20 protein-coding genes are annotated in these 18,049 nt (G+C 59.2%); 12 read left to right on the top strand and 8 right to left on the bottom strand.

Annotated features, from left to right (window positions below; translation table 11 throughout):
• Nucleotides 1-170: 170 nt before the first annotated feature.
• Genes J7399_RS10905 through J7399_RS10935 form a run of 7 tightly spaced genes read left to right on the top strand, consistent with a single transcriptional unit; the run spans nucleotide 171 to nucleotide 5,595 of the window.
• Nucleotides 171-872, top strand: coding sequence for a response regulator transcription factor (locus J7399_RS10905; RefSeq protein ID WP_209060121.1), 702 nt, complete (start codon nucleotides 171-173; stop codon nucleotides 870-872).
• Between the two features lie 33 nt (nucleotides 873-905).
• Entirely contained in the window at nucleotides 906-2,591 is a 1,686-nt protein-coding gene (locus tag J7399_RS10910; protein ID WP_209077431.1) for a sensor histidine kinase, read from the top strand.
• A gap of 3 nt (nucleotides 2,592-2,594) precedes the next feature.
• The gene (locus J7399_RS10915) at nucleotides 2,595-3,071 is read left to right on the top strand and encodes an HPr kinase/phosphatase C-terminal domain-containing protein (protein WP_209086022.1); all 477 of its coding nucleotides are present in this window, start codon (nucleotides 2,595-2,597) and stop codon (nucleotides 3,069-3,071) included.
• Between the two features lie 9 nt (nucleotides 3,072-3,080).
• Entirely contained in the window at nucleotides 3,081-4,004 is a 924-nt protein-coding gene (rapZ, locus tag J7399_RS10920; protein ID WP_209060124.1) for an RNase adapter RapZ, read from the top strand.
• On the top strand, nucleotides 4,001-4,393 hold the full coding sequence (locus J7399_RS10925; RefSeq protein ID WP_209060126.1) for a PTS fructose transporter subunit IIA: 393 nt from the start codon (nucleotides 4,001-4,003) through the stop codon (nucleotides 4,391-4,393). The genes rapZ and J7399_RS10925 overlap by 4 nt, the downstream gene beginning before the upstream one ends.
• Nucleotides 4,394-4,406: 13 nt before the next feature.
• A complete protein-coding gene (locus tag J7399_RS10930) occupies nucleotides 4,407-4,676 on the top strand; it encodes an HPr family phosphocarrier protein (protein ID WP_209060263.1) in 270 nt (89 codons plus the stop codon).
• A gap of 31 nt (nucleotides 4,677-4,707) precedes the next feature.
• The gene (locus J7399_RS10935; protein ID WP_247738587.1) at nucleotides 4,708-5,595 is read left to right on the top strand and encodes a lysophospholipid acyltransferase family protein; all 888 of its coding nucleotides are present in this window, start codon (nucleotides 4,708-4,710) and stop codon (nucleotides 5,593-5,595) included.
• A 133-nt stretch (nucleotides 5,596-5,728) separates the two neighbouring features.
• Here J7399_RS10935 and J7399_RS10940 read toward each other — a convergent pair whose 3' ends face one another.
• A complete protein-coding gene (locus J7399_RS10940) occupies nucleotides 5,729-6,604 on the bottom strand; it encodes a 3-hydroxybutyryl-CoA dehydrogenase (protein WP_209060130.1) in 876 nt (291 codons plus the stop codon).
• A 161-nt stretch (nucleotides 6,605-6,765) separates the two neighbouring features.
• Between J7399_RS10940 and J7399_RS10945 the strand changes: the two genes are divergently transcribed.
• Nucleotides 6,766-7,602: a DUF6473 family protein gene (locus J7399_RS10945; protein ID WP_209086027.1), complete on the top strand. Its 837-nt coding sequence runs from the start codon at nucleotides 6,766-6,768 to the stop codon at nucleotides 7,600-7,602.
• Between the two features lie 75 nt (nucleotides 7,603-7,677).
• Here the strand turns inward: J7399_RS10945 and J7399_RS10950 are convergent, their stop codons facing one another.
• The 6 genes from J7399_RS10950 to J7399_RS21190 form a co-directional block, all read right to left on the bottom strand.
• Nucleotides 7,678-8,607 (bottom strand): FAD-binding protein, encoded by a 930-nt coding sequence (locus J7399_RS10950; RefSeq protein ID WP_209060135.1) that lies wholly within the window; start codon nucleotides 8,605-8,607, stop codon nucleotides 7,678-7,680.
• Complete coding sequence (locus tag J7399_RS10955) at nucleotides 8,607-9,365, bottom strand: electron transfer flavoprotein subunit beta/FixA family protein (protein WP_209086029.1); 759 nt, start codon at nucleotides 9,363-9,365, stop codon at nucleotides 8,607-8,609. Before J7399_RS10955 ends, J7399_RS10950 begins: the two co-directional genes overlap by 1 nt.
• Before the next feature lie 288 nt (nucleotides 9,366-9,653).
• The gene (locus J7399_RS10960; RefSeq protein ID WP_209060139.1) at nucleotides 9,654-10,226 is read right to left on the bottom strand and encodes a cob(I)yrinic acid a,c-diamide adenosyltransferase; all 573 of its coding nucleotides are present in this window, start codon (nucleotides 10,224-10,226) and stop codon (nucleotides 9,654-9,656) included.
• Between the two features lie 4 nt (nucleotides 10,227-10,230).
• Nucleotides 10,231-10,434, bottom strand: a complete 204-nt coding sequence (locus tag J7399_RS10965) for a twin transmembrane helix small protein (RefSeq protein ID WP_209060141.1) — start codon at nucleotides 10,432-10,434, stop codon at nucleotides 10,231-10,233.
• Between the two features lie 79 nt (nucleotides 10,435-10,513).
• Nucleotides 10,514-11,347 carry an SDR family NAD(P)-dependent oxidoreductase gene (locus tag J7399_RS10970; protein WP_209086030.1) on the bottom strand — a complete coding sequence of 278 codons (834 nt, stop codon included), beginning with the start codon at nucleotides 11,345-11,347 and terminating at the stop codon, nucleotides 10,514-10,516.
• An 87-nt stretch (nucleotides 11,348-11,434) separates the two neighbouring features.
• Entirely contained in the window at nucleotides 11,435-12,043 is a 609-nt protein-coding gene (locus J7399_RS21190) for an SH3 domain-containing protein (protein WP_209086031.1), read from the bottom strand.
• Nucleotides 12,044-12,205: 162 nt separating this feature from the next.
• On the opposite strand from J7399_RS21190, the gene J7399_RS10980 reads away from it, so the two are divergent.
• Nucleotides 12,206-14,551, top strand: a complete 2,346-nt coding sequence (locus tag J7399_RS10980; RefSeq protein ID WP_209086032.1) for a DNA topoisomerase IV subunit A — start codon at nucleotides 12,206-12,208, stop codon at nucleotides 14,549-14,551.
• 309 nt (nucleotides 14,552-14,860) lie between these two features.
• Complete coding sequence (locus J7399_RS10985) at nucleotides 14,861-15,595, top strand: transporter substrate-binding domain-containing protein (RefSeq protein ID WP_209086034.1); 735 nt, start codon at nucleotides 14,861-14,863, stop codon at nucleotides 15,593-15,595.
• Between the two features lie 74 nt (nucleotides 15,596-15,669).
• Here J7399_RS10985 and J7399_RS10990 read toward each other — a convergent pair whose 3' ends face one another.
• A complete protein-coding gene (locus J7399_RS10990) occupies nucleotides 15,670-17,073 on the bottom strand; it encodes a cytochrome P450 (RefSeq protein WP_209086036.1) in 1,404 nt (467 codons plus the stop codon).
• A 124-nt stretch (nucleotides 17,074-17,197) separates the two neighbouring features.
• On the opposite strand from J7399_RS10990, the gene J7399_RS10995 reads away from it, so the two are divergent.
• Nucleotides 17,198-17,821: a hypothetical protein gene (locus J7399_RS10995; RefSeq protein WP_209086037.1), complete on the top strand. Its 624-nt coding sequence runs from the start codon at nucleotides 17,198-17,200 to the stop codon at nucleotides 17,819-17,821.
• Nucleotides 17,822-17,922: 101 nt separating this feature from the next.
• Nucleotides 17,923-18,049, top strand: a 127-nt coding sequence (locus J7399_RS11000) for a GTP-binding protein (protein ID WP_229802302.1), incomplete at its 3' end; no start/stop codon positions are given.

Below are 18,049 nucleotides of genomic sequence, written 5' to 3' on the forward strand. Positions count from 1 at the left end.
AATGTTTGTCCCTGAAAGTGAGACAATTTAGCCATTGGTTAGCGATTTTGCGGCCTAATGAGTCCGGTTTGAGACCCGAATCGCACTTTTGCGTTGATTGCCTCTGCCTGAGATGCGCATAATACCGCAAAAATTAGGCATAAAATAAGAGCAGTGAGAGGATCCGTCCGATGTCAAGAATTGCCCTTGTGGACGACGACAGAAACATTTTGACGTCGGTTTCAATCACCCTTGAGGCTGAGGGGTTTGAAGTCGAGACCTACAATGACGGCCAGCAGGCGCTGGACGCATTCAACAAGAAACTCCCCGACATGGCGGTGCTCGACATCAAGATGCCGCGCATGGATGGTATGGATCTGCTGCAACGGCTGCGCCAGAAAACCACGATGCCGGTGATTTTTCTGACCTCCAAGGATGACGAGATCGACGAAGTGCTGGGTCTGCGCATGGGCGCGGATGACTACGTCAAGAAACCGTTCAGCCAGCGCCTGCTGGTGGAGCGTATTCGTGCCTTGCTGCGCCGTCAGGAAGCCGTGGATGGCGATATTGTCGGCGATACCGAAGACACCAAGATCATGGAACGCGGTGAGCTGACCATGGACCCGCTGCGCCATTCTGTGAGCTGGAAGGGCAAGGACGTGACGCTGACGGTCACCGAATTCCTGCTGCTTCAGGCGCTGGCGCAACGCCCGGGTTTTGTGAAGAGCCGCGACCAGTTGATGGATGTGGCTTATGACGATCAGGTCTATGTTGACGACCGTACCATCGACAGCCACATCAAGCGCCTGCGCAAGAAAATGCGCACAGCCGATCCGGACTTTTCCGCGATTGAGACGCTTTATGGCATTGGCTATAGGTACAACGAAGAGTAACGACACCAGGCCGAAAGGACCGACGTGCGAGATATGGCGCAAGGGCGGGACGGGGACGTTGTTTTGGGTGACGATTGGGTCGCACCTGAAGCCCGTGCCGAGAGGGAAATGCGAGGTCGGCGCGAACGCCGCCGTCTTTTGCCTCTGAGCAAATCGCCCCTCACGCGAAAGATCATCACCTTCAACCTGATCGCCCTTTGCGTTCTGGTCGCGGGGATTTTGTACCTCAACAGTGCGCGCGACAGCTTTGCCGTGCAGCGCGCCGGTGGGCTGGCCACAGAGGCGCGCCTGATTGCTGGTGCCTTTGAGGCGCAGCTTCCGGCGGGGGCGCCGGTGAACCTTGTGACCAATGACGGGGTTGATGTGGCGGGCACGCTTGCGAAGCTGCCGCTGCAGATGGGCACCACAGTCACCGTGTTTGACTCCGCCCCAAGTGTTGTGGGCTCTAAAGAGGGCATCACCTCCACCGCGCTGGCAGAGGTGCTGTCAGAGCGCCCTGAGGGCACGCCCCTGACTTCTGCCTTAAGCCGTGCATGGACAGCGATTTCCGGGCGGGATGGCTCCGAGCCGCGCACAGGCCCTGCGCTAAACGAAGAGCTGAACCGGCTGGCGCAGGATGCGGTGGCGGGCAGTGAGAGCCTTGATACGCTGTCCAATGCCACAGGCGAGCGCATCTTTGCCGTGGCGGTGCCGATCAAACAGGGCGCACGGGTGATTGGCGCGGTGGTGCTGACCAGTGCCTCCGGTGAGCTGGATCATATGGTCAGCTCGGAACGCGAGCGCGTTTTGCAGATGTTCCTGATTGCCACGGTGGTCTCTGTAGGTCTGTCGATGGTGCTGGCCTCAACCATCTCCAATCCGCTCTCTGATCTGGCCGCGGCTGCAGAGCTTGGCGGGGATAGTGACAACCGCAAGGTCAATCCCGGCCGGGTGCGTATTCCTGACCTAACCGCGCGGCCTGACGAGATTGGCCGCCTGTCCGGTGCGCTGCGCGGCATGGTGTCTGCGCTTTATGAGCGTATCGACAGCAATGAACAGTTTGCCGCCGACGTGGCCCATGAGATCAAGAACCCGCTGGCGTCGTTGCGCTCTGCGGTGGGCTCTCTACGGGTTGTGAAGAAAGACGAACACCGCGAGAAGCTGCTGAGCGTGATTGAGCACGATGTGCGGCGTCTTGACCGTCTGGTGAGCGATATTTCCAATGCCTCGCGGCTGGATAGTGAGCTGGTCAAGGAAGAAGAAGAGAACTTCGACCTGCTGATGATGATTGGCAATCTGGCGCAATATCTGAGCGAAGATGCCAAATCCAAGAACATCGACTTTATTGCAGACCTCCCTGAAGGGCCGATTGAGATCAATGGGCTTGAGGCACGGTTGGCACAGGTGTTTGTCAATCTGATCACCAATGCGATCAGCTTCTGTGAAGAGGGCGATGCGATCCGCGTCTGGGCGCGGCGGCGGGAAAACCGAGTGCTGGTCGTGGTGGAAGACACCGGGCCGGGCATTCCGGAGCAGTCGCTCAACAAGATCTTCAACCGTTTCTATTCGCACCGCCCAGAATCGCAGTTTGGCAACAACTCAGGTCTTGGCCTCGCGATCTCCAAACAGATTGTCGAGGCCCATGGTGGCGTGATCTGGGCTGAGAACATTCGCCCGACAGATGCGGATGTGACCTCTGAACCGCTGGGTGCGCGTTTTGTCGTGGGCCTGCCGGTCTGAGCCATGGAGCAGGCGCCGGGCAAACCAGTGAGTGCGTCTAATTCCTCAGAAGACCTGCATGTGGCAGAGACCCTGCTGCATGGCTCCTGCGTGGCAGATGGCGGGCGTGCGGTGCTGATCCGTGGGGCCTCCGGGCGCGGGAAATCCTCGCTGGCGTTGCAGATGATGGCGTATGGCGCAAAGCTGGTGGCGGATGATCAGACCATGGTGCGCCGCGACGGGGCGGCGCTCTGGGTGTCTGCGCCTGAGACGACGAGCGGGCTGATCGAGGCGCGCGGGGTGGGCATTCTGCGTGCGGAGATTGCCGAGACCGCGCAGCTGCAGCTGGTGGTCGATATGGATCAGACCGAAACCGACCGGCTGCCCCATCCAAGGCACGCACGCATTCTTGAGCAGGATGTGCCCTTGCTCTGGTCAGTGGACGCCCCATATTTTGCGGCAGCGCTTTTGCAGATGCTGCGTCACGGCCGAAACGCATAAGGACAGATCATGCCCGCCTCCGATAAGCCCTTTCCACTTGTTTTGCTCACCGGCCCGTCCGGTGCGGGGCGCTCGACCGCGATCAAGGCGCTGGAGGACGTGGGCTATGAAACCATAGACAACCTGCCGCTTGGCCTTCTGGAGCGGTTGCTGTCCGGGCAACCATTGCGGCAGCCCATGGCGCTGGGGCTGGATGTGCGCAACCGGGATTTCTCGCCGGACGCTTTGCTGGCGGCAATGGAGATTGCGCGGGGCATTCCAAATGCGGCGGCGGATCTCCTGTATCTGGATTGCCGGGCGGAGGTGCTGCGGCGGCGCTACAATGAGACCCGGCGCAGCCACCCGATGGCGCGTCAGGAGGACCCCACCGAAGGCATTGAGCGCGAGCTTTCGCTGCTGAGCGGGGTGCGCACCTATGCGGATGTGCTGATCGACACCTCAGAACTGAGCCCGCATGAGCTGCGTCAGGCGGTGCAGGCGCGGTTCTCTCAGCTTAACGAACAGGCGATTGGCCTGACCATTCAATCCTTCAGCTACAAGCGTGGTCTGCCGCAGGGCGCGGATATCGTGGTCGACTGCCGGTTTTTGCACAATCCGCATTGGCAGGAAGATTTGCGGGCGCTGGATGGCGGGGATGCCGCCGTTGGCGCCTATGTGTCTGAAGACCCGGGATTTGCGCCGTTTATGGAGCGCATGGAGCAGATGGTGGAAGGGCTGCTGCCGGGCTATATTCGCGAAGGCCGCAGCCATCTGATGATTGCCTTTGGTTGTACGGGCGGCAAACACCGCTCGGTCTTTGTCACCGAAACCATGGCCGAATCCCTTGCAAACAGGGGCTGGCAGGTGTCTATAAGACATCGCGAGCTTAACCGGTTTGCGTCGCTGCCAGCGCGGATACCGGTCAGCCAGGAAGATGGGGAACACACAGTTTGATCGGAATAGTGATCGTCGCGCATGGCGGGTTGGCCAAAGAGTATCTGGCCGCCATGGAACATGTGGTCGGCACGCAGGGTGGCGTGCAGGCGATCACCATTGAGGCCGATCACGACCGGCCGCAAAAGCAATCTGAGATTTGTGAAGCTGCGGATTCCGTGGATCGCGGCGATGGTGTGGTCATCGTCACCGATATGTTTGGCGGCTCCCCGTCCAACCTGAGTCTGCGGGCCTGCGCCCCGGCCAACCGCCGGATTCTCTATGGTGCAAATTTGCCAATGTTGATCAAATTGGCCAAAAGTCGCCATTTGGATGTGGCCGATGCAGTTCGCGCTGCGCTAGAGGCCGGTCGCAAGTATATTGACAGCCAAAATATTCAAGCAGGGTAGTGACATGAGCCAGATTGTCCAACGCACGATGCAGATCGTGAACGAAAAAGGCCTGCATGCACGGGCGTCTGCCAAGCTTGTGGAAGTGGTCGAAGGATTTGACGCCAGTGCCGAAGTCGCAAAGGATGGCTTGAGTGCCGGAGGCGACAGTATTATGGGTTTGCTGATGTTGGCTGCCTCCAAAGGCACCAGCATTGACGTAGAAACCAGCGGGCCAGATGCTCTGGCCTTGGCCGACGCCATTGAGGCGCTTGTCGCAGACAAATTCGGCGAAGGCTTTTAGAAAAGGCGCGCGGTGGCGCAGGAAGACGGACTTGGTAGACACGGTGCCAGAGGCGCAGGCGGGCAAACCTGCAAGCGAAACTGACGGTCAGATTTATGACCGCCGTACCCTGACGTATGCCAACTCCTTTGATGACCGCTGGACCGCTTTGGCCATTCGGGTGATCGAATGGTTTACCGGCAAGCTGACCGTTTTGCGCATGGTCAACAAGTTTGAGCGCGACAACGAACAGTACCGGGGCCAGAAATTCTGGCGCGGGGCGCTTAATGTCATGGGCATCGAGCTCAAGACGCCTCAGGAGCAGCTTGAGAACATTCCCGCCGAGGGCCCTGTTGTGGTGGTGGCCAACCACCCCCATGGCATGGTTGACGGGATGATCTTTGCCGATCTGATTGGGCGGGTGCGTCAGGATTACCGCATCCTCACCCGGTCTGTGCTCACCGGTCTGGATGAGGCGGCCTCTAGCTTTATGATTCCGGTGCCTTTCCCGCATGATCCGGACGCGCAACGCAAGATGGTTGAGATGCGTGGCAAAGCCATGGCGCATCTGAAAGAGGGTGGCGTGGTCGCGCTGTTCCCATCCGGTGTTGTGATGAGCTCTGACAGCTGGTTTGGCCCCGCGATTGAGCGGGAATGGAATGTGTTCACAGCCCAGCTGATCCGCCGCTCCGGTGCGCGGGTGGTGCCGATCTATTATCCCGGACAGAACAGCCGCGCGTATCAGATTGCCAATAAGATCTCCCCGATCCTGCGTCAGGGCCTGTTGCTGCATGAGATTGTGCGCTCTTGCCACAAGCCGCAGAAACCAGTGGTCGGCAAGCCGCTGACGGATGCGCAGATGGAGCGCCTGCACACGGACCCGCGTGGCTTTATGGCGTGGCTGCGCCAGCACACGCTGGATCTGGGCAAAGACAGCTGACAGACGCCCGCCACAGGCGGGGCTGACGCTTCATATCTTCTTACAGGGTAAAAGTGCCGGAGAGCATTGTGGCTTGCCGGAGGGCAAAGCGTGTGAGGGGCGCGGCGCGGGGCCGCGCGTCCCTCAGAGGTTCTTAGCGGGTCGGGATCGGTGTCTCACCGCGATAGTCATAAAAGCCGCGTTTGGTCTTGCGACCCAGCCAGCCGGCTTCGACATATTTGGTCAGCAGCGGGCAAGGGCGGTATTTGGTGTCTGCAAGCCCGTCGTGCAGCACGTTCATGATCGCAAGGCAGGTGTCCAGACCGATGAAATCCGCAAGTTCAAGCGGGCCCATCGGGTGGTTTGCACCGAGCTTCATGGCGTTGTCGATGGAGGCGACGTTGCCCACGCCTTCGTAAAGCGTGTAGCAGGCCTCGTTGATCATCGGGATCAGGATGCGGTTCACGATGAAGGCCGGGAAGTCTTCGGCGCTGGCAGCGGTTTTGCCCAGACGTTCCACGATGTTCAGGCAGGCCTTATAGGTGGGCTCATCGGTGGCGATGCCGCGGATCAGCTCGACCAGCTGCATCATCGGTACCGGGTTCATGAAGTGAAAGCCCATGAAGCGCTCAGGGCGGTCGGTGCGGCTGGCCAGACGGGTGATCGAGATCGAGGATGTGTTTGAGGTCAGGATCGTGTCTGGGCCGAGATGCGGCTTCAGCGTGTCAAAGATCTGATGTTTGATCTCTTCCCGCTCGGTCGCCGCCTCGATCACCAGATCGGTGCCGCCCAGATCCGGCAGCTGCAGGGTGGTTTTGATGCGGGCCATGGCCTCGGCCTTTGCATCGGCGGAAATCTTCTCACGGCTGACTTGGCGCTCAAGGTTTTTGTCGATGCGCGCCACGGCTGCATCCAGAGCGTCCTGGTTGATATCGTTGAGCAGCACATCATAGCCAGAAAGCGCCATTACATGTGCGATGCCGTTGCCCATTTGGCCCGCGCCAACGACGCCAATCGTTTTGATGTCCATGTCACTTATCCTCTGAGACCTTTGCGAGGACCTTATGCCTGCGTGGGCGACAGCTGCAAGAGGCGGGAGTCGCTAAAACTTATGTCAAAGGCGCGCATTAGCTTTTTCGCAAGAGCTTTGCGCGATTCTCTCAAACGGGTGAGAAAATTAGTGGTGAGAATATGTCTTACGAGAAGATGAAGGGCGGTGAGCTCAATTATGAGCCGTGTCGTTACGGGGAGTCCCGGCTGGCCTTCCGTGGACCGAAGAAAGATCTGGACGCGCCTTATGTTGCGTTTCTGGGTGGGACAGAGACCTATGGGAAATTTGTTGCGCATCCGTTTGTGGAGTTGCTGGACGACAGGCTGCCGCTGGAATGTGTGAACCTTGGCTATGTGAACGCCGGGATTGATGCCTTTCTGGCAGAGCCAACCGTTTTGGAAATGGCGCAGCGGGCCGAGGTGACCGTGGTTCAGGTCATGGGCGCGCAGAATATGTCCAACCGGTATTACAAGGTGCATCCGCGCCGTAATGACCGGTTCATTGGCGCCTCCAATATGATGCAGATGGTGTTCAATGAAATTGATTTCAGCGAGTTCCATTTTACCCGCCATATGCTGGGCACGCTTTGTGCGCGCACGCCGGACCGCTACTGCATGGTGCGCGATGAGCTGCGCATGGCGTGGAGCGCACGGATGAAGCTGTTGCTGAACACGATTGGCGGCAAGGTGGTGCTGTTGTGGGTGGCTGACCATGCGCCGGACACAGCGCTTGGCACCAGCGGTCTGGGGCCGGATCCGCTGTTTGTGGACCGTCTGATGATTGAAGAGCTGCGCCCGCTGGTCGAAGACGTTGTGGAAGTGGTGCTGAGCGAAGAGGCCATGGCACAGGGCGTCACCGGCATGGCTTTTGGCGATATGGAGCGCGGTGCGGCGCAACGTATGCTGAGCGTGAAAGGCCATGAAGAGACCGCAGAGGCGCTGGCTGAAAGCCTGCAGGTGCTGATGCCGCTGGCGTGAGCCACACGGGCGCCAGACGAAACAAAAAAGGCCCGCCAATGAGGCGGGCCTTTCTGTATCTGAAAGCGGTGTCGCTTAGCCGAGTTTTTCGGTCAGAGCAGGCACGGCTTCGAAGAGGTCAGCCACCAGACCGTAGTCTGCAACCTGGAAGATTGGCGCTTCTTCGTCTTTGTTGATCGCAACGATGATCTTGGAGTCTTTCATACCTGCAAGGTGCTGAATGGCGCCGGAGATACCTGCTGCGATGTAGAGCTCAGGTGCCACAACCTTACCGGTCTGACCGACCTGCCAGTCGTTTGGTGCGTAGCCGGAGTCAACCGCGGCGCGGGATGCACCAACAGCTGCGCCCAGCTTGTCTGCCAGAGCTTCGATGATTTTGAAGTCTTCTTCAGACCCAACGCCGCGGCCACCGGAGACAACCACGCCAGCGGAGGTCAGCTCAGGACGGTCGCTCTCGGCAACCTTGTCCTCAACCCACTCAGACAGGCCTGGGTTTTCTGCTGCGCCGATGGTTTCCACGGATGCGGAACCGCCTTCGCCTGCAGCGTCAAAGGTGGACGTACGGAAGGTGATGACCTTCTTGGCGTCGGAAGATTTCACGGTCTGGATCGCGTTGCCGGCGTAGATCGGACGCTCGAAAGTGTCGCCATCCACAACTGCGGTCACGTCAGACAGCACCATCACGTCCAGCAGCGCGGCCACGCGTGGCATCACGTTTTTGGCGTCGGTGGTGGCTGGTGCAACGATGTGGCTGTAGTCGCCCGCGAGGGAAACGATCAGCGCAGCAGTTGGCTCGGCCAGACGGTGGCCAAGGGATGCATCCTCAGCAACCAGTACTTTGGCAACGCCGTCGATTTTCGCGGCGGCTTCGCCAGCAGCGGCAGCAGATGCGCCAGCGGCCAGAACGGTCACGTCACCCAGTGCTTTTGCAGCGGAGACAGCTTTGGCGGTGGCGTCCAGCGCCAGCTCACCGTTGTTGACTTCTGCGAGAAGAAGAACAGCCATTATACAGCCCCCGCTTCTTTGAGTTTTGCAACCAGCTCATCTACGGAGCCAACCATGATACCTGCGGCGCGCTCAGTCGGCTCGGAGGTTTTCACGATTTCCAGACGTGGGGAGACATCCACGCTGTAGTCGGCAGCGGTTTTCTCATCCAGCGGCTTTTTCTTCGCTTTCATGATGTTTGGCAGAGACGCATAGCGCGGCTCGTTCAGACGCAGGTCCACGGAGATGATTGCCGGGGTGTTGACTTTGATGGTCTGCAGACCACCGTCCACCTCACGGGTCACAACCGCTTTGTCGCCGTCCAGATCCACTTCGGATGCGAAGGTCGCCTGGGACCAGCCCAGCAGAGCAGACAGCATCTGGCCGGTTGCGTTCATGTCGTTGTCGATCGCTTGCTTGCCGCAGAGCACGAGGCCCGGCTGCTCTTCTTCGACAACTTTTGCCAGGATCTTGGCAACGGCCAGCGGCTCGATGTCCTGATGTACATCGTCAGCAGCCACAACCAGGATGGCGCGGTCCGCACCCATGGCGAGGGCGGTGCGCAGGGTTTCCTGAGCTTGCTTCACACCGATGGAAACGGCGACGATTTCGTCCGCTTTACCGGCTTCTTTAAGACGGATGGCCTCTTCGACTGCAATCTCATCGAATGGGTTCATCGACATTTTGACGTTGGCGAGATCGACACCGGTCCCATCCGCTTTCACGCGGACTTTCACGTTGTAGTCAATCACGCGCTTGACAGGTACAAGTACCTTCATGGGCGTAGACTCCTCAAAGTTTGTCAAAGCCGCCTAGGCAGCTCATCCGAATGCTCTCACCGCGTTGATATATATTCGCGCGCTCAGGAAACAGAGCAAAATCGTCACCTTGCAGCGCAACGACGTCGCGTATTGATGTTTTCACGCGACGTTCTTCGAAAGATTGTTGCCGCGTCGCAGAAAGTTACGTGAGGAGAGTTTGCGTCAACCGTGCCGTTAACGCAAACAGATGGGCCGCTGACCCGGATTTGATTCGCGCTGCTGCGCGCGGATTGGAGGATGTGGGGCTCAGCGGTTGGCGCCGGGTACCCAGAGCACGTCATCCTTGCCGTTGTTGTTGGCCACACGGGAGGCCACGAAGAACCAGTCGCTCAGACGATTGAGGTAGGTCACCGCGTCGCTGTTCACGTCTTCATGCTGGGCAAGTTCAACCGAAAGACGCTCTGCGCGGCGTGCCACTGTGCGGCAGACATGCAGATGCGCCGCCAGTGCGGATCCGCCGGGCAGCACAAAGCTGCGCAGCGGTTCAAGATCGGCGTTCATGGCGTCGATTTCTTGTTCAAGGCGTGCAACCTGGCTCGCCGCCATACGCAGAGGCGGGTATTCGGCTTCGGCGTCTTTGGCCATGTCCGGGCGACACAGATCAGCGCCCAGATCGAAGAGGTCATTCTGGATGCGCATCAGCGCGGTGTCCATTTCGCCTACCGCATGCAGGCGGGCCACGCCAACGGCCGAGTTGAGTTCATCAGACGTGCCATAGGCCGCAACGCGCCCGTCGTATTTGGCAACGCGGTCGCCATTGCCAAGTGCGGTTGTGCCCTTGTCGCCGGTGCGCGTGTAGATTTTGTTCAGTACCACCATGTCGTCATCCCCCCTGACGCAGCCAAACAAACGCCAGGATCAGCAAAACCGCCACAAATTGGGCGATCAAGCGCAGGCGCATGATTTTGTTGGCATATTTCTTGTTAAATTCGCCGCCTCTGGCAAACCCGCCGACACCCACCATCAGGATGATCAAAACGCCAATACAGGCGACAGCGGCAACCCAAAAAAGGGGATCATTGGCCATGAGACTGCTCCTCGAGTTTGTGGTGGCTCTGTGTAAACGCTTTGGGCGCAAAAAAGAACCACCAACTCTTTACGCGCGCTCAGCCTTTGGAGATCACCCAATCGAGCGCGCGGGTCGACAAAAGTCGCCGCAGGACGTGCATCAGCCGTGCAGGAAAGGTGATGCGATAACGCGCGCGCGGTTTTTCGGCCTCCAAAGCATGGATCAACTTGTCGCAGACCGCGGAGGCCGGCAGCTCAAACTTATCTGGCGACTGATCCTCTTCTGTCAGGCGCTCCACCAGGCCTTTGCGGTAGTCTTCTGCATGGGGCGAGTTTTCCCAGTCGATCCATTTGAAGAACTGTTTCGCGGCATTGGTGCGGATGTTGGAGGTGATCGGGCCGGGTTCGATCAGGATCACGTGCAGCGGGGTGTCGCGCAGCTCGATGCGCAGGCTGTCGCTTAGGCCTTCCAGAGCGAATTTGGTGGCCACATAGGCACCGCGATAGGGCATGGAGACATAGCCCAGAACCGAGGAGTTCTGCACGATCCGCCCATGGCCCTGTTTGCGCATGATTGGCACCACCTGTCGGGTCAGATCGTGCCAGCCGATGAGGTTGCTTTCCATCATCTCGCGCAGACCGTCGGTTGGCAGGTCTTCAACCGCGCCGGGCAGGGCGCGCGCGCCGTTGTTAAAGAGCGCATCCAGCGTGCCGCCGGTGGCGGTAAGCACTTCCTCAAGGCCGGTGCGGATGGTTTCCGGATCGAGATAGTCGATGCGCGGGCTTTCATAGCCCATGGCAATCAAGCGGTCGCAGTCTTCCTGCTGGCGGCAGCTGGCAAACACGCGCCAGCCGCGGGCCTTCATGGTTTCAGCGGCTGCAAGGCCAATACCTGTGGAGCAGCCTGTGATAAGGAGCGTTTTCTGGGTCATAGCGGGACTGGCCTTCTGTTGCGCGCGTTTGCGCGGCACACTAGGCCGGACCAAGACCGGAGCAATAGCCCAGACGTGGCGTCTTACTTAACTGTTAGGTGATGTGATCATTTTTGCGGACATCCAGCCGACAATGCCGCTTTCCTGATCACGCAGTTTGAGCCAGCCGGAGCCGCTCTCGCGCAGGATTTGCACTTCCTGGCCTCGCGACAGCACGGCCAGCACGCCATATCCGGTGCCCGGTCCGCCCCGCATGTTCACGCGGGAGCCTCGCACTTGCCGCATATCGGCGGTGGCGCGGGGTGCGGGTTCCGCTGCGGGCACCGGGGTGGCCTCAGCAACGGCCGGAACAAAGGCCGCATTCGGGGTCTCGTAAGAGGCCAGATTCACATTGCGAGAGGTGGCAAACACATTGTTGGTGATGCCGGGCTGAACTGCCGGGATGACCGAGGCTGTGTTGGCGGTGCGTACTACCGCTGGCGTGGCCCGGACCGTGGGCACAGAGGTTGCGACACGCGCAATGGACTCTTTGTTGGTGACCTCAGCTGCCGTCTCCATGGCAGTGGAGGCGATGGCGGGTTCCGTCTGGGCCGATTCCACGATGCGCTGCGATTTTGGCTCAAAATCCGCGCCACCGCTGAGTTCCCAGAAGGCCCAACCCATAATGCCAAAACTCACAATGACAAACTTATTCACTTTGTACCCTCCCCAGGGAATCAATAAATCAATACAGACGCGCTTCTTAAGCGCTTGATGCAAAAGATAAACTGAGGAAATCCTTAACTTGTGGGGGAAAAATCGGCGGCTGTTCCCGTGCATGTGCTTTACCGTGACGGCTGCAAAAGTTATCACTCAGCCATGACTGATCTGATCGATGACGACGAGCTCCCCTCTCAGAACGTAACGGAACCGCTGCGGCGCGCGATTGGCGACCGCTATCTGACCTATGCGCTGAGCACAATTATGCACCGCGCGCTGCCAGATGCGCGGGATGGGTTGAAGCCGGTACACCGCCGAATCCTTTACGCGATGCGTGAGCTGAAACTTTCCGCCACCGGCGGCTTCCGGAAATCCGCGAAGATTTCCGGTGACGTGATGGGCAACTATCACCCGCATGGTGATGCCGCGATTTACGATGCGATGGCGCGTTTGGCGCAGGACTTCAACGTCCGTTATCCGCTGGTCGACGGGCAGGGGAACTTCGGCAATATCGACGGGGACAACCCGGCTGCGAGCCGATACACGGAAGCGCGGATGACCTCGGTTGCTGAGGCGCTTTTGGAAGGGCTGAACGAGGACGCGGTTGATTTTCGCGAGAACTATGACGGCACGCTGAGCGAGCCTGTTGTGCTTCCTGCGACCTTCCCGAACCTTCTGGCCAATGGCGCCAGCGGCATCGCGGTGGGGATGGCGACAAACATTCCGCCCCACAACATCAGCGAGCTGTGTGACGCTTGTCTGCACATGATCAAGACGCCGGATGTGCGCGATGACACGTTGCTCAACTATGTGCCGGGGCCGGATTTCCCGACCGGTGGTGTGATTGTTGAGCCGCCTGAAAGCATTGCGCAGGCCTATCGCACCGGGCGCGGCTCGTTCCGTCTGCGCTGTAAGTGGGAGAAGGAAGACCTGGGCCGGGGCCAGTGGCAGATTGTGGTCACAGAGATCCCTTATCAGGTGCAGAAATCCAAGCTGATCGAGAAGCTTGCGGAGCTGATCCAGACCAAGAAGGTGCCTATTCTGGCCGATGTGCGCGACGAGTCGGCAGACGATATTCGCGTCATTCTGGAGCCGCGCAGCAAGAACGTGGAGCCGGATGTTCTGATGAACATGCTCTATCGCAGCAGCGATCTGGAGATCCGCTTCTCATTGAACATGAACGTCTTGATTGATGGCGTGACCCCGAAGGTTTGCTCCATGAAAGAGGTTCTGCGCGCCTTTTTGGATTTCCGCCGTGAGGTGCTGATCCGTCGCTCCAAACACCGGATGGAGAAGATTGACCATCGTCTGGAAGTGTTGGAAGGCTTCATCATTGCTTTCCTCAATCTGGACCGTGTGATTGACATCATCCGCTATGACGATGCGCCCAAACAGGCGTTGATGGCGGAGAATTGGGATCTGGATCATCCCCGCGCGACCAGTGAGGCGGACTATAAGTCGCCGCTGCCGGGCAGTGGTGCAACCCAGCTGACCGAGGTGCAGGCAGAGGCGATCCTCAACATGCGCCTGCGCAGCCTGCGCCGTCTGGAAGAGCTGGAGCTGATCCGCGAGCGGGATGCGCTGCAGGAAGAGCGCGCTGGCATCGTTGCGCTTTTGGGCAGCGAAGACATGCAGTGGGACCGTATCGCCGAACAGCTCAAAGAGGCCAAGAAGACCTTTGGCAAAGACTATGAAGGCGGCGCGCGCCGCACGGTGTTTGCCGAGGCTGCTGAGGTGGAAGAGGTGCCAATTGAGGCGATGATCGACCGCGAGCCGGTGACCATTGTCTGCTCTCAGATGGGGTGGATCCGGGCGATGTCCGGTCACATTGATCTGACCCGTGAGCTGAAGTTCAAAGATGGCGACGGACCGCGGTTTATCTTCCATGCGGAGACCACCGATCGCTTGCTGATGTTTGGCAGCAATGGGCGGTTCTACACCCTGAGCGCGGCCAATTTGCCCGGTGGGCGTGGCATGGGGGAGCCTGTGCGCTTGATGGTTGATCTGCCCAATGAAGCTGAAATCATTGACATTTTTGTCCACAAGCCTGATCGCAAGCTGCTGGTGGCGTCCAGCGCTGGAGACGGGTTTGTTGTGCCGGAAACCGATGTGATCGCGCAGACGCGTACGGGCAAGCAGGTGTTGAACGTCAAAGATGACGTCAAAGCGATGATCTGTAAGCCTGTGGAAGGTGACCACGTTGCTGTGGTCTCTAAAAACGCGCGCTTCCTTGTGTTCCCGGTGGATGAGCTGCCTGAGCTGGGGCGCGGCAAAGGTGTGCGCCTGCAGAAGTACAATATGGCGCGCGGTCGTCAGGGTACGCTGGAGTTGGATGGTGGCCTGTCGGATATCGCCACGTTCAAGTGGGACGACGGCCTCACCTGGTCGATGGGCAACAGCGGCAAAACCCGCCATGAGCCTGATCTGTCAGACTGGCTGGCGAAGCGGGCCGGGGTGGGCAAGAAGCCGCCTTATGGCTTCCCCAAAGACAATAAGTTCAAATGATTTTCGGGGGCCACTGTGCCCCCGTTTTTCTTTGATGTGGGGTGTCGATGTCGCCGTGGGTGATAGGCCTATCCCGTGTCATGACGGCCTATGATTGCGCGCGGCGCTTGAGGAATCTTCTCTTGGTTTTAGGCGCGCAATCCGAGTCGCGTCAGCTCTGTTTCCGAAGCCGCAATGCCTCTCCATTTTGAACCGAATTTTGCTGAGCTGAGCGCTGTGCGCGGGGCCGGTTTTTAGACTTTGTTAGTCTGAAAAACCTAGGTCCAGCGCTGGAATACTTATTCATTCGGTCAAAAAGAAAGCACAGCCATGAAAACCATTCTTGCAGCCGGCACCCTCGCACTGGCCAGCCTGTCTGGCACCGCCAGCCTTGCAGAAACCCTTGTGGTGGGCGTTGAGAACATCGACTACCTGCCGCACTACAAATGGGACGGAAAGTCCTACACTGGCTTTGCGGCTGATGTGCTGTCCGCCTTTGCTGCGGATCAAGGGCATGAGCTGCAGTTTAAAGCGCTGCCGATCAACCGCTTGATGCAGGCGGTGGTGTCCGGGGATGTGGATTTGAAATATCCGGACAATGCCTATTGGTCCGCAGATCTGAAGAGCGGCGTTGAAATGCACTACTCCACCGTGGTCGAAGCGACCGTGGAGGGGGTGATGGTGGTCCCTGAGAACCTTGGCAAACCCGTGGATGAGATCGCGCAGATCGGAACGGTTCTGGGTTTCACAGCCTTTTCCTGGTTGGACCGGATTGAAGCAGGTCAGGTGACGCTGAAAGAAAACCCGAACTTCAGCGGCCTGGTCCGTCAGGCGCTCGCGGGGCGTATCGATGGCGCCTATGCAAACGTGCATGTTCTGAACCGGGTTCTGAGCGAAATGGGGCAGGACGAAGGGGCGCTGGTCTTTGATGAGAGTCTGCCGAATTCGCAGGCGGATTACCATCTGTCCTCCAGCACGCGCGGCGACATTGTTGACTCGTTCAACGCGTGGTTCGCGGCCAATCAGGACACGGTTGCAGCGCTGAAAGAAAAGCACGGCTTCTGATTTCGCTGAGACCTAAACATTTGAGGCGCCGATCATGAGAATGGTCGGCGTTTTCTTTTTGGCGGGTGCTCGGATTATGACGTCTTTGCGATCTCGTTGGCCTGCAACCACACTCCGCCTTCGGGCCTCAACGTGAGGATCATCACTGGCTTTGGCGGGCGGCCTGCGATTTCTTCAAAATGAAAGCGGCGCAGGAGGGCTGCGAGGATGATTACGGCCTCCTGCAGCGCAAAGCTCGCACCGATACAGATGCGCGGGCCGTCGCCAAACGGCAGGTAGGCGTAGCGGTCAATGGCTTTGCGGTTGGCAAAGCGGTCCGGGTCAAAAGCGTCCGGATTGTCCCAGAGCTGGTGATTGCGCTGCAGCGCGTAGATCGGGATCATCACCGTATCGCCGGGATGGATGTCGCGGGCGCAGAGCGAGTCGGTTTTTTGCGCGGTGCGGGAAATGATGCCTGCCGGTGGGTAGAGCCGCAGGGTTTCCTCGACAATCTGGCGCAGATAGGTGAGCTGGTCGACATGATCGCCGGTGATCGGGGCGTCGCCGCAGACCGCGTTGATCTCGGCGCGGGCCTTTGTTTGCACGTCCTGATCAAAGGCGCAGAGGTAGAGCGCCCAGGCAAGGGTGAGCGCGGTGGTCTCATGCCCGGCGACGATGAAGGTCAGCAGATTGTCGCGCAGCTCTGCGGTGTTCATGCGCTTTTTGGTTTCGGGGTCTTCGCCCGCCAGCAGCAGATCCAGCAGATCCGGCGTGTTTTTTGCGCCGCGTGCGCGCCGGGACTCGATGGCCGCGTCGGCAACCTTTTTCATCTCCACCATGGCTTGGCCGGTACGGATGCGGCCGGGGCGCGGCACCCAGTCGGGCACGCCCAGCATATCCAGCAATGAGATTTTGCCGGCTTCTGCGATATAGGCGTCAATGGCCTCATGTACCGCGCCGCTGTCCATCCTGCCATCGCCTGAGAAGGTGACTTCCGAGATCACGTCAAAGGTGGTTTTGACCATTTCATCCAGCAGATCTACGGCGCGGGGGCCTGCGGTGGCGATACGGTCGGCGGCGCGCTCTCCGGCGGCGGCCATGACGGGGGCGAGGTTGCTGATGTTGCGGTGGGTGAACACGGGCGCGGCAGCGCGGCGTTGCCATCGCCAGTGCGCGCCTTCTGCAATAAACAGGCTGTCGCCGATGGCAGGGCGCAGGATGTTCTTGGTCGCGCGGGACTTGGGATAGTCGTCGACCTTTTCCAGAAGCATCTGCCGGATGGCGCCGGGGTCCATCACCATGTGCCAGCGCAATCCGGTGCGGCCAGACACCATGGGCTGGCGCACGGCAATTTCCGGCAGGATCGACAGAAGATTGCTGCGCGCCGCCTTGAGCGAGCCCCAGAGCCCAAGCGGCTCGGTGGCAAGTTTGGCGTGAACAGGCAGCGCCTTCGCGCGGTCGGCCTCGGTCAGCTGGGACTGATGTACATCATCTGGCATGTCGATCCTTCTACGCAAAAGTGTAGGCTGCGGATCAACTCAAATAAAGGCCAAGATTGCGTGAAAGCCGGGCATCGGCTATGTGATCGCTCAATCACAACGACGAGCAGCAGGAACAGCTTACATGGGCAGGATCGGGATGTGTTTGGCGGCGTTGGCCGTGCTGGTATCTTGTGGCGCGCGCAGCACCGAAGTGACCAGCGAAAAGCTGGACCTCGGGGATTTCACAATGGGCCACAATATTGTGGTGGCGCCGGATCTTCAGAAAGGCCCGCTGTCGCGCGAGTTGCCCAAGGAGCAGTGGATTGCCTCCATGAAGAACGCGGTGGATGCGCGTCTGGGCCGCTATGACGGGGAGCGTCTGGTGCATTTTGGCATCAACCTGTCAGGCTACATGCTAGCGCAACGCGGTGTGCCGGTGCTGTTGTCCACGAAATCTGCGCTGATCCTCACCGTCACCGCCTGGGATGACCGTGCGGGCGCGAAGTTCAACGAAGAGCCCCGCGAGATCATTGTGCTGGAAAGCTTTGGCAGTGGCACGGTTGTGACATCCAGCGGGTTTACCATGACCGCGGAAGAGCAATTGGAAAATCTCACCTTCAACGCCGCGCGTGAGATCGAGCGCTGGATGCATGAGAATCGGTCCTGTCTGGTGGACGATGTGCCCCCCGAAGTGCTGGCAAAATGCTGGCCGTCTGAGAAAGATGAGCGTAAGCGCGCGCAGCTGGAACGAGAGCTGCGTCGATAAACGGCAAACCCGCTTGATTTTTTGCGCGCAACCAAATATGTCGCGCGCGGTAGAGGAAAACGGGCCAAGACCGGCCCCCCACAAAGTAGAAGGCGCCCGAGATGGCTAAGGAAAAGTTTGAGCGCAGTAAACCGCACTGCAACATCGGCACCATTGGTCACGTTGACCACGGCAAAACCACGCTGACCGCCGCGATCACCAAACAGTTTGGTGACTTCAAAGCGTACG

The organism is Shimia sp. R9_1 (assembly GCF_017743775.1).
GTDB lineage: Bacteria > Pseudomonadota > Alphaproteobacteria > Rhodobacterales > Rhodobacteraceae > Shimia.

Bases quoted from the DNA above. Each gene is read 5' to 3' on its own strand.
- J7399_RS10915 (WP_209086022.1), top strand. From the start codon at position 2,595: ATGGAGCAGGCGCCGGGCAAACCAGTGAGTGCGTCTAATTCCTCAGAA.
- J7399_RS10950 (WP_209060135.1), bottom strand. From the start codon at position 8,607: ATGGCTGTTCTTCTTCTCGCAGAAGTCAACAACGGTGAGCTGGCGCTG.
- J7399_RS10985 (WP_209086034.1), top strand. From the start codon at position 14,861: ATGAAAACCATTCTTGCAGCCGGCACCCTCGCACTGGCCAGCCTGTCT.
- J7399_RS10990 (WP_209086036.1), bottom strand. From the start codon at position 17,073: ATGCCAGATGATGTACATCAGTCCCAGCTGACCGAGGCCGACCGCGCG.
- J7399_RS10970 (WP_209086030.1), bottom strand. From the start codon at position 11,347: ATGACCCAGAAAACGCTCCTTATCACAGGCTGCTCCACAGGTATTGGC.
- J7399_RS10940 (WP_209060130.1), bottom strand. From the start codon at position 6,604: ATGGACATCAAAACGATTGGCGTCGTTGGCGCGGGCCAAATGGGCAAC.
- J7399_RS10945 (WP_209086027.1), top strand. From the start codon at position 6,766: ATGTCTTACGAGAAGATGAAGGGCGGTGAGCTCAATTATGAGCCGTGT.
- J7399_RS10995 (WP_209086037.1), top strand. From the start codon at position 17,198: ATGGGCAGGATCGGGATGTGTTTGGCGGCGTTGGCCGTGCTGGTATCT.
- J7399_RS10980 (WP_209086032.1), top strand. From the start codon at position 12,206: ATGACTGATCTGATCGATGACGACGAGCTCCCCTCTCAGAACGTAACG.
- J7399_RS10965 (WP_209060141.1), bottom strand. From the start codon at position 10,434: ATGGCCAATGATCCCCTTTTTTGGGTTGCCGCTGTCGCCTGTATTGGC.
- rapZ (WP_209060124.1), top strand. From the start codon at position 3,081: ATGCCCGCCTCCGATAAGCCCTTTCCACTTGTTTTGCTCACCGGCCCG.
- J7399_RS10960 (WP_209060139.1), bottom strand. From the start codon at position 10,226: ATGGTGGTACTGAACAAAATCTACACGCGCACCGGCGACAAGGGCACA.
- J7399_RS10955 (WP_209086029.1), bottom strand. From the start codon at position 9,365: ATGAAGGTACTTGTACCTGTCAAGCGCGTGATTGACTACAACGTGAAA.
- J7399_RS10910 (WP_209077431.1), top strand. From the start codon at position 906: ATGGCGCAAGGGCGGGACGGGGACGTTGTTTTGGGTGACGATTGGGTC.
- J7399_RS10905 (WP_209060121.1), top strand. From the start codon at position 171: ATGTCAAGAATTGCCCTTGTGGACGACGACAGAAACATTTTGACGTCG.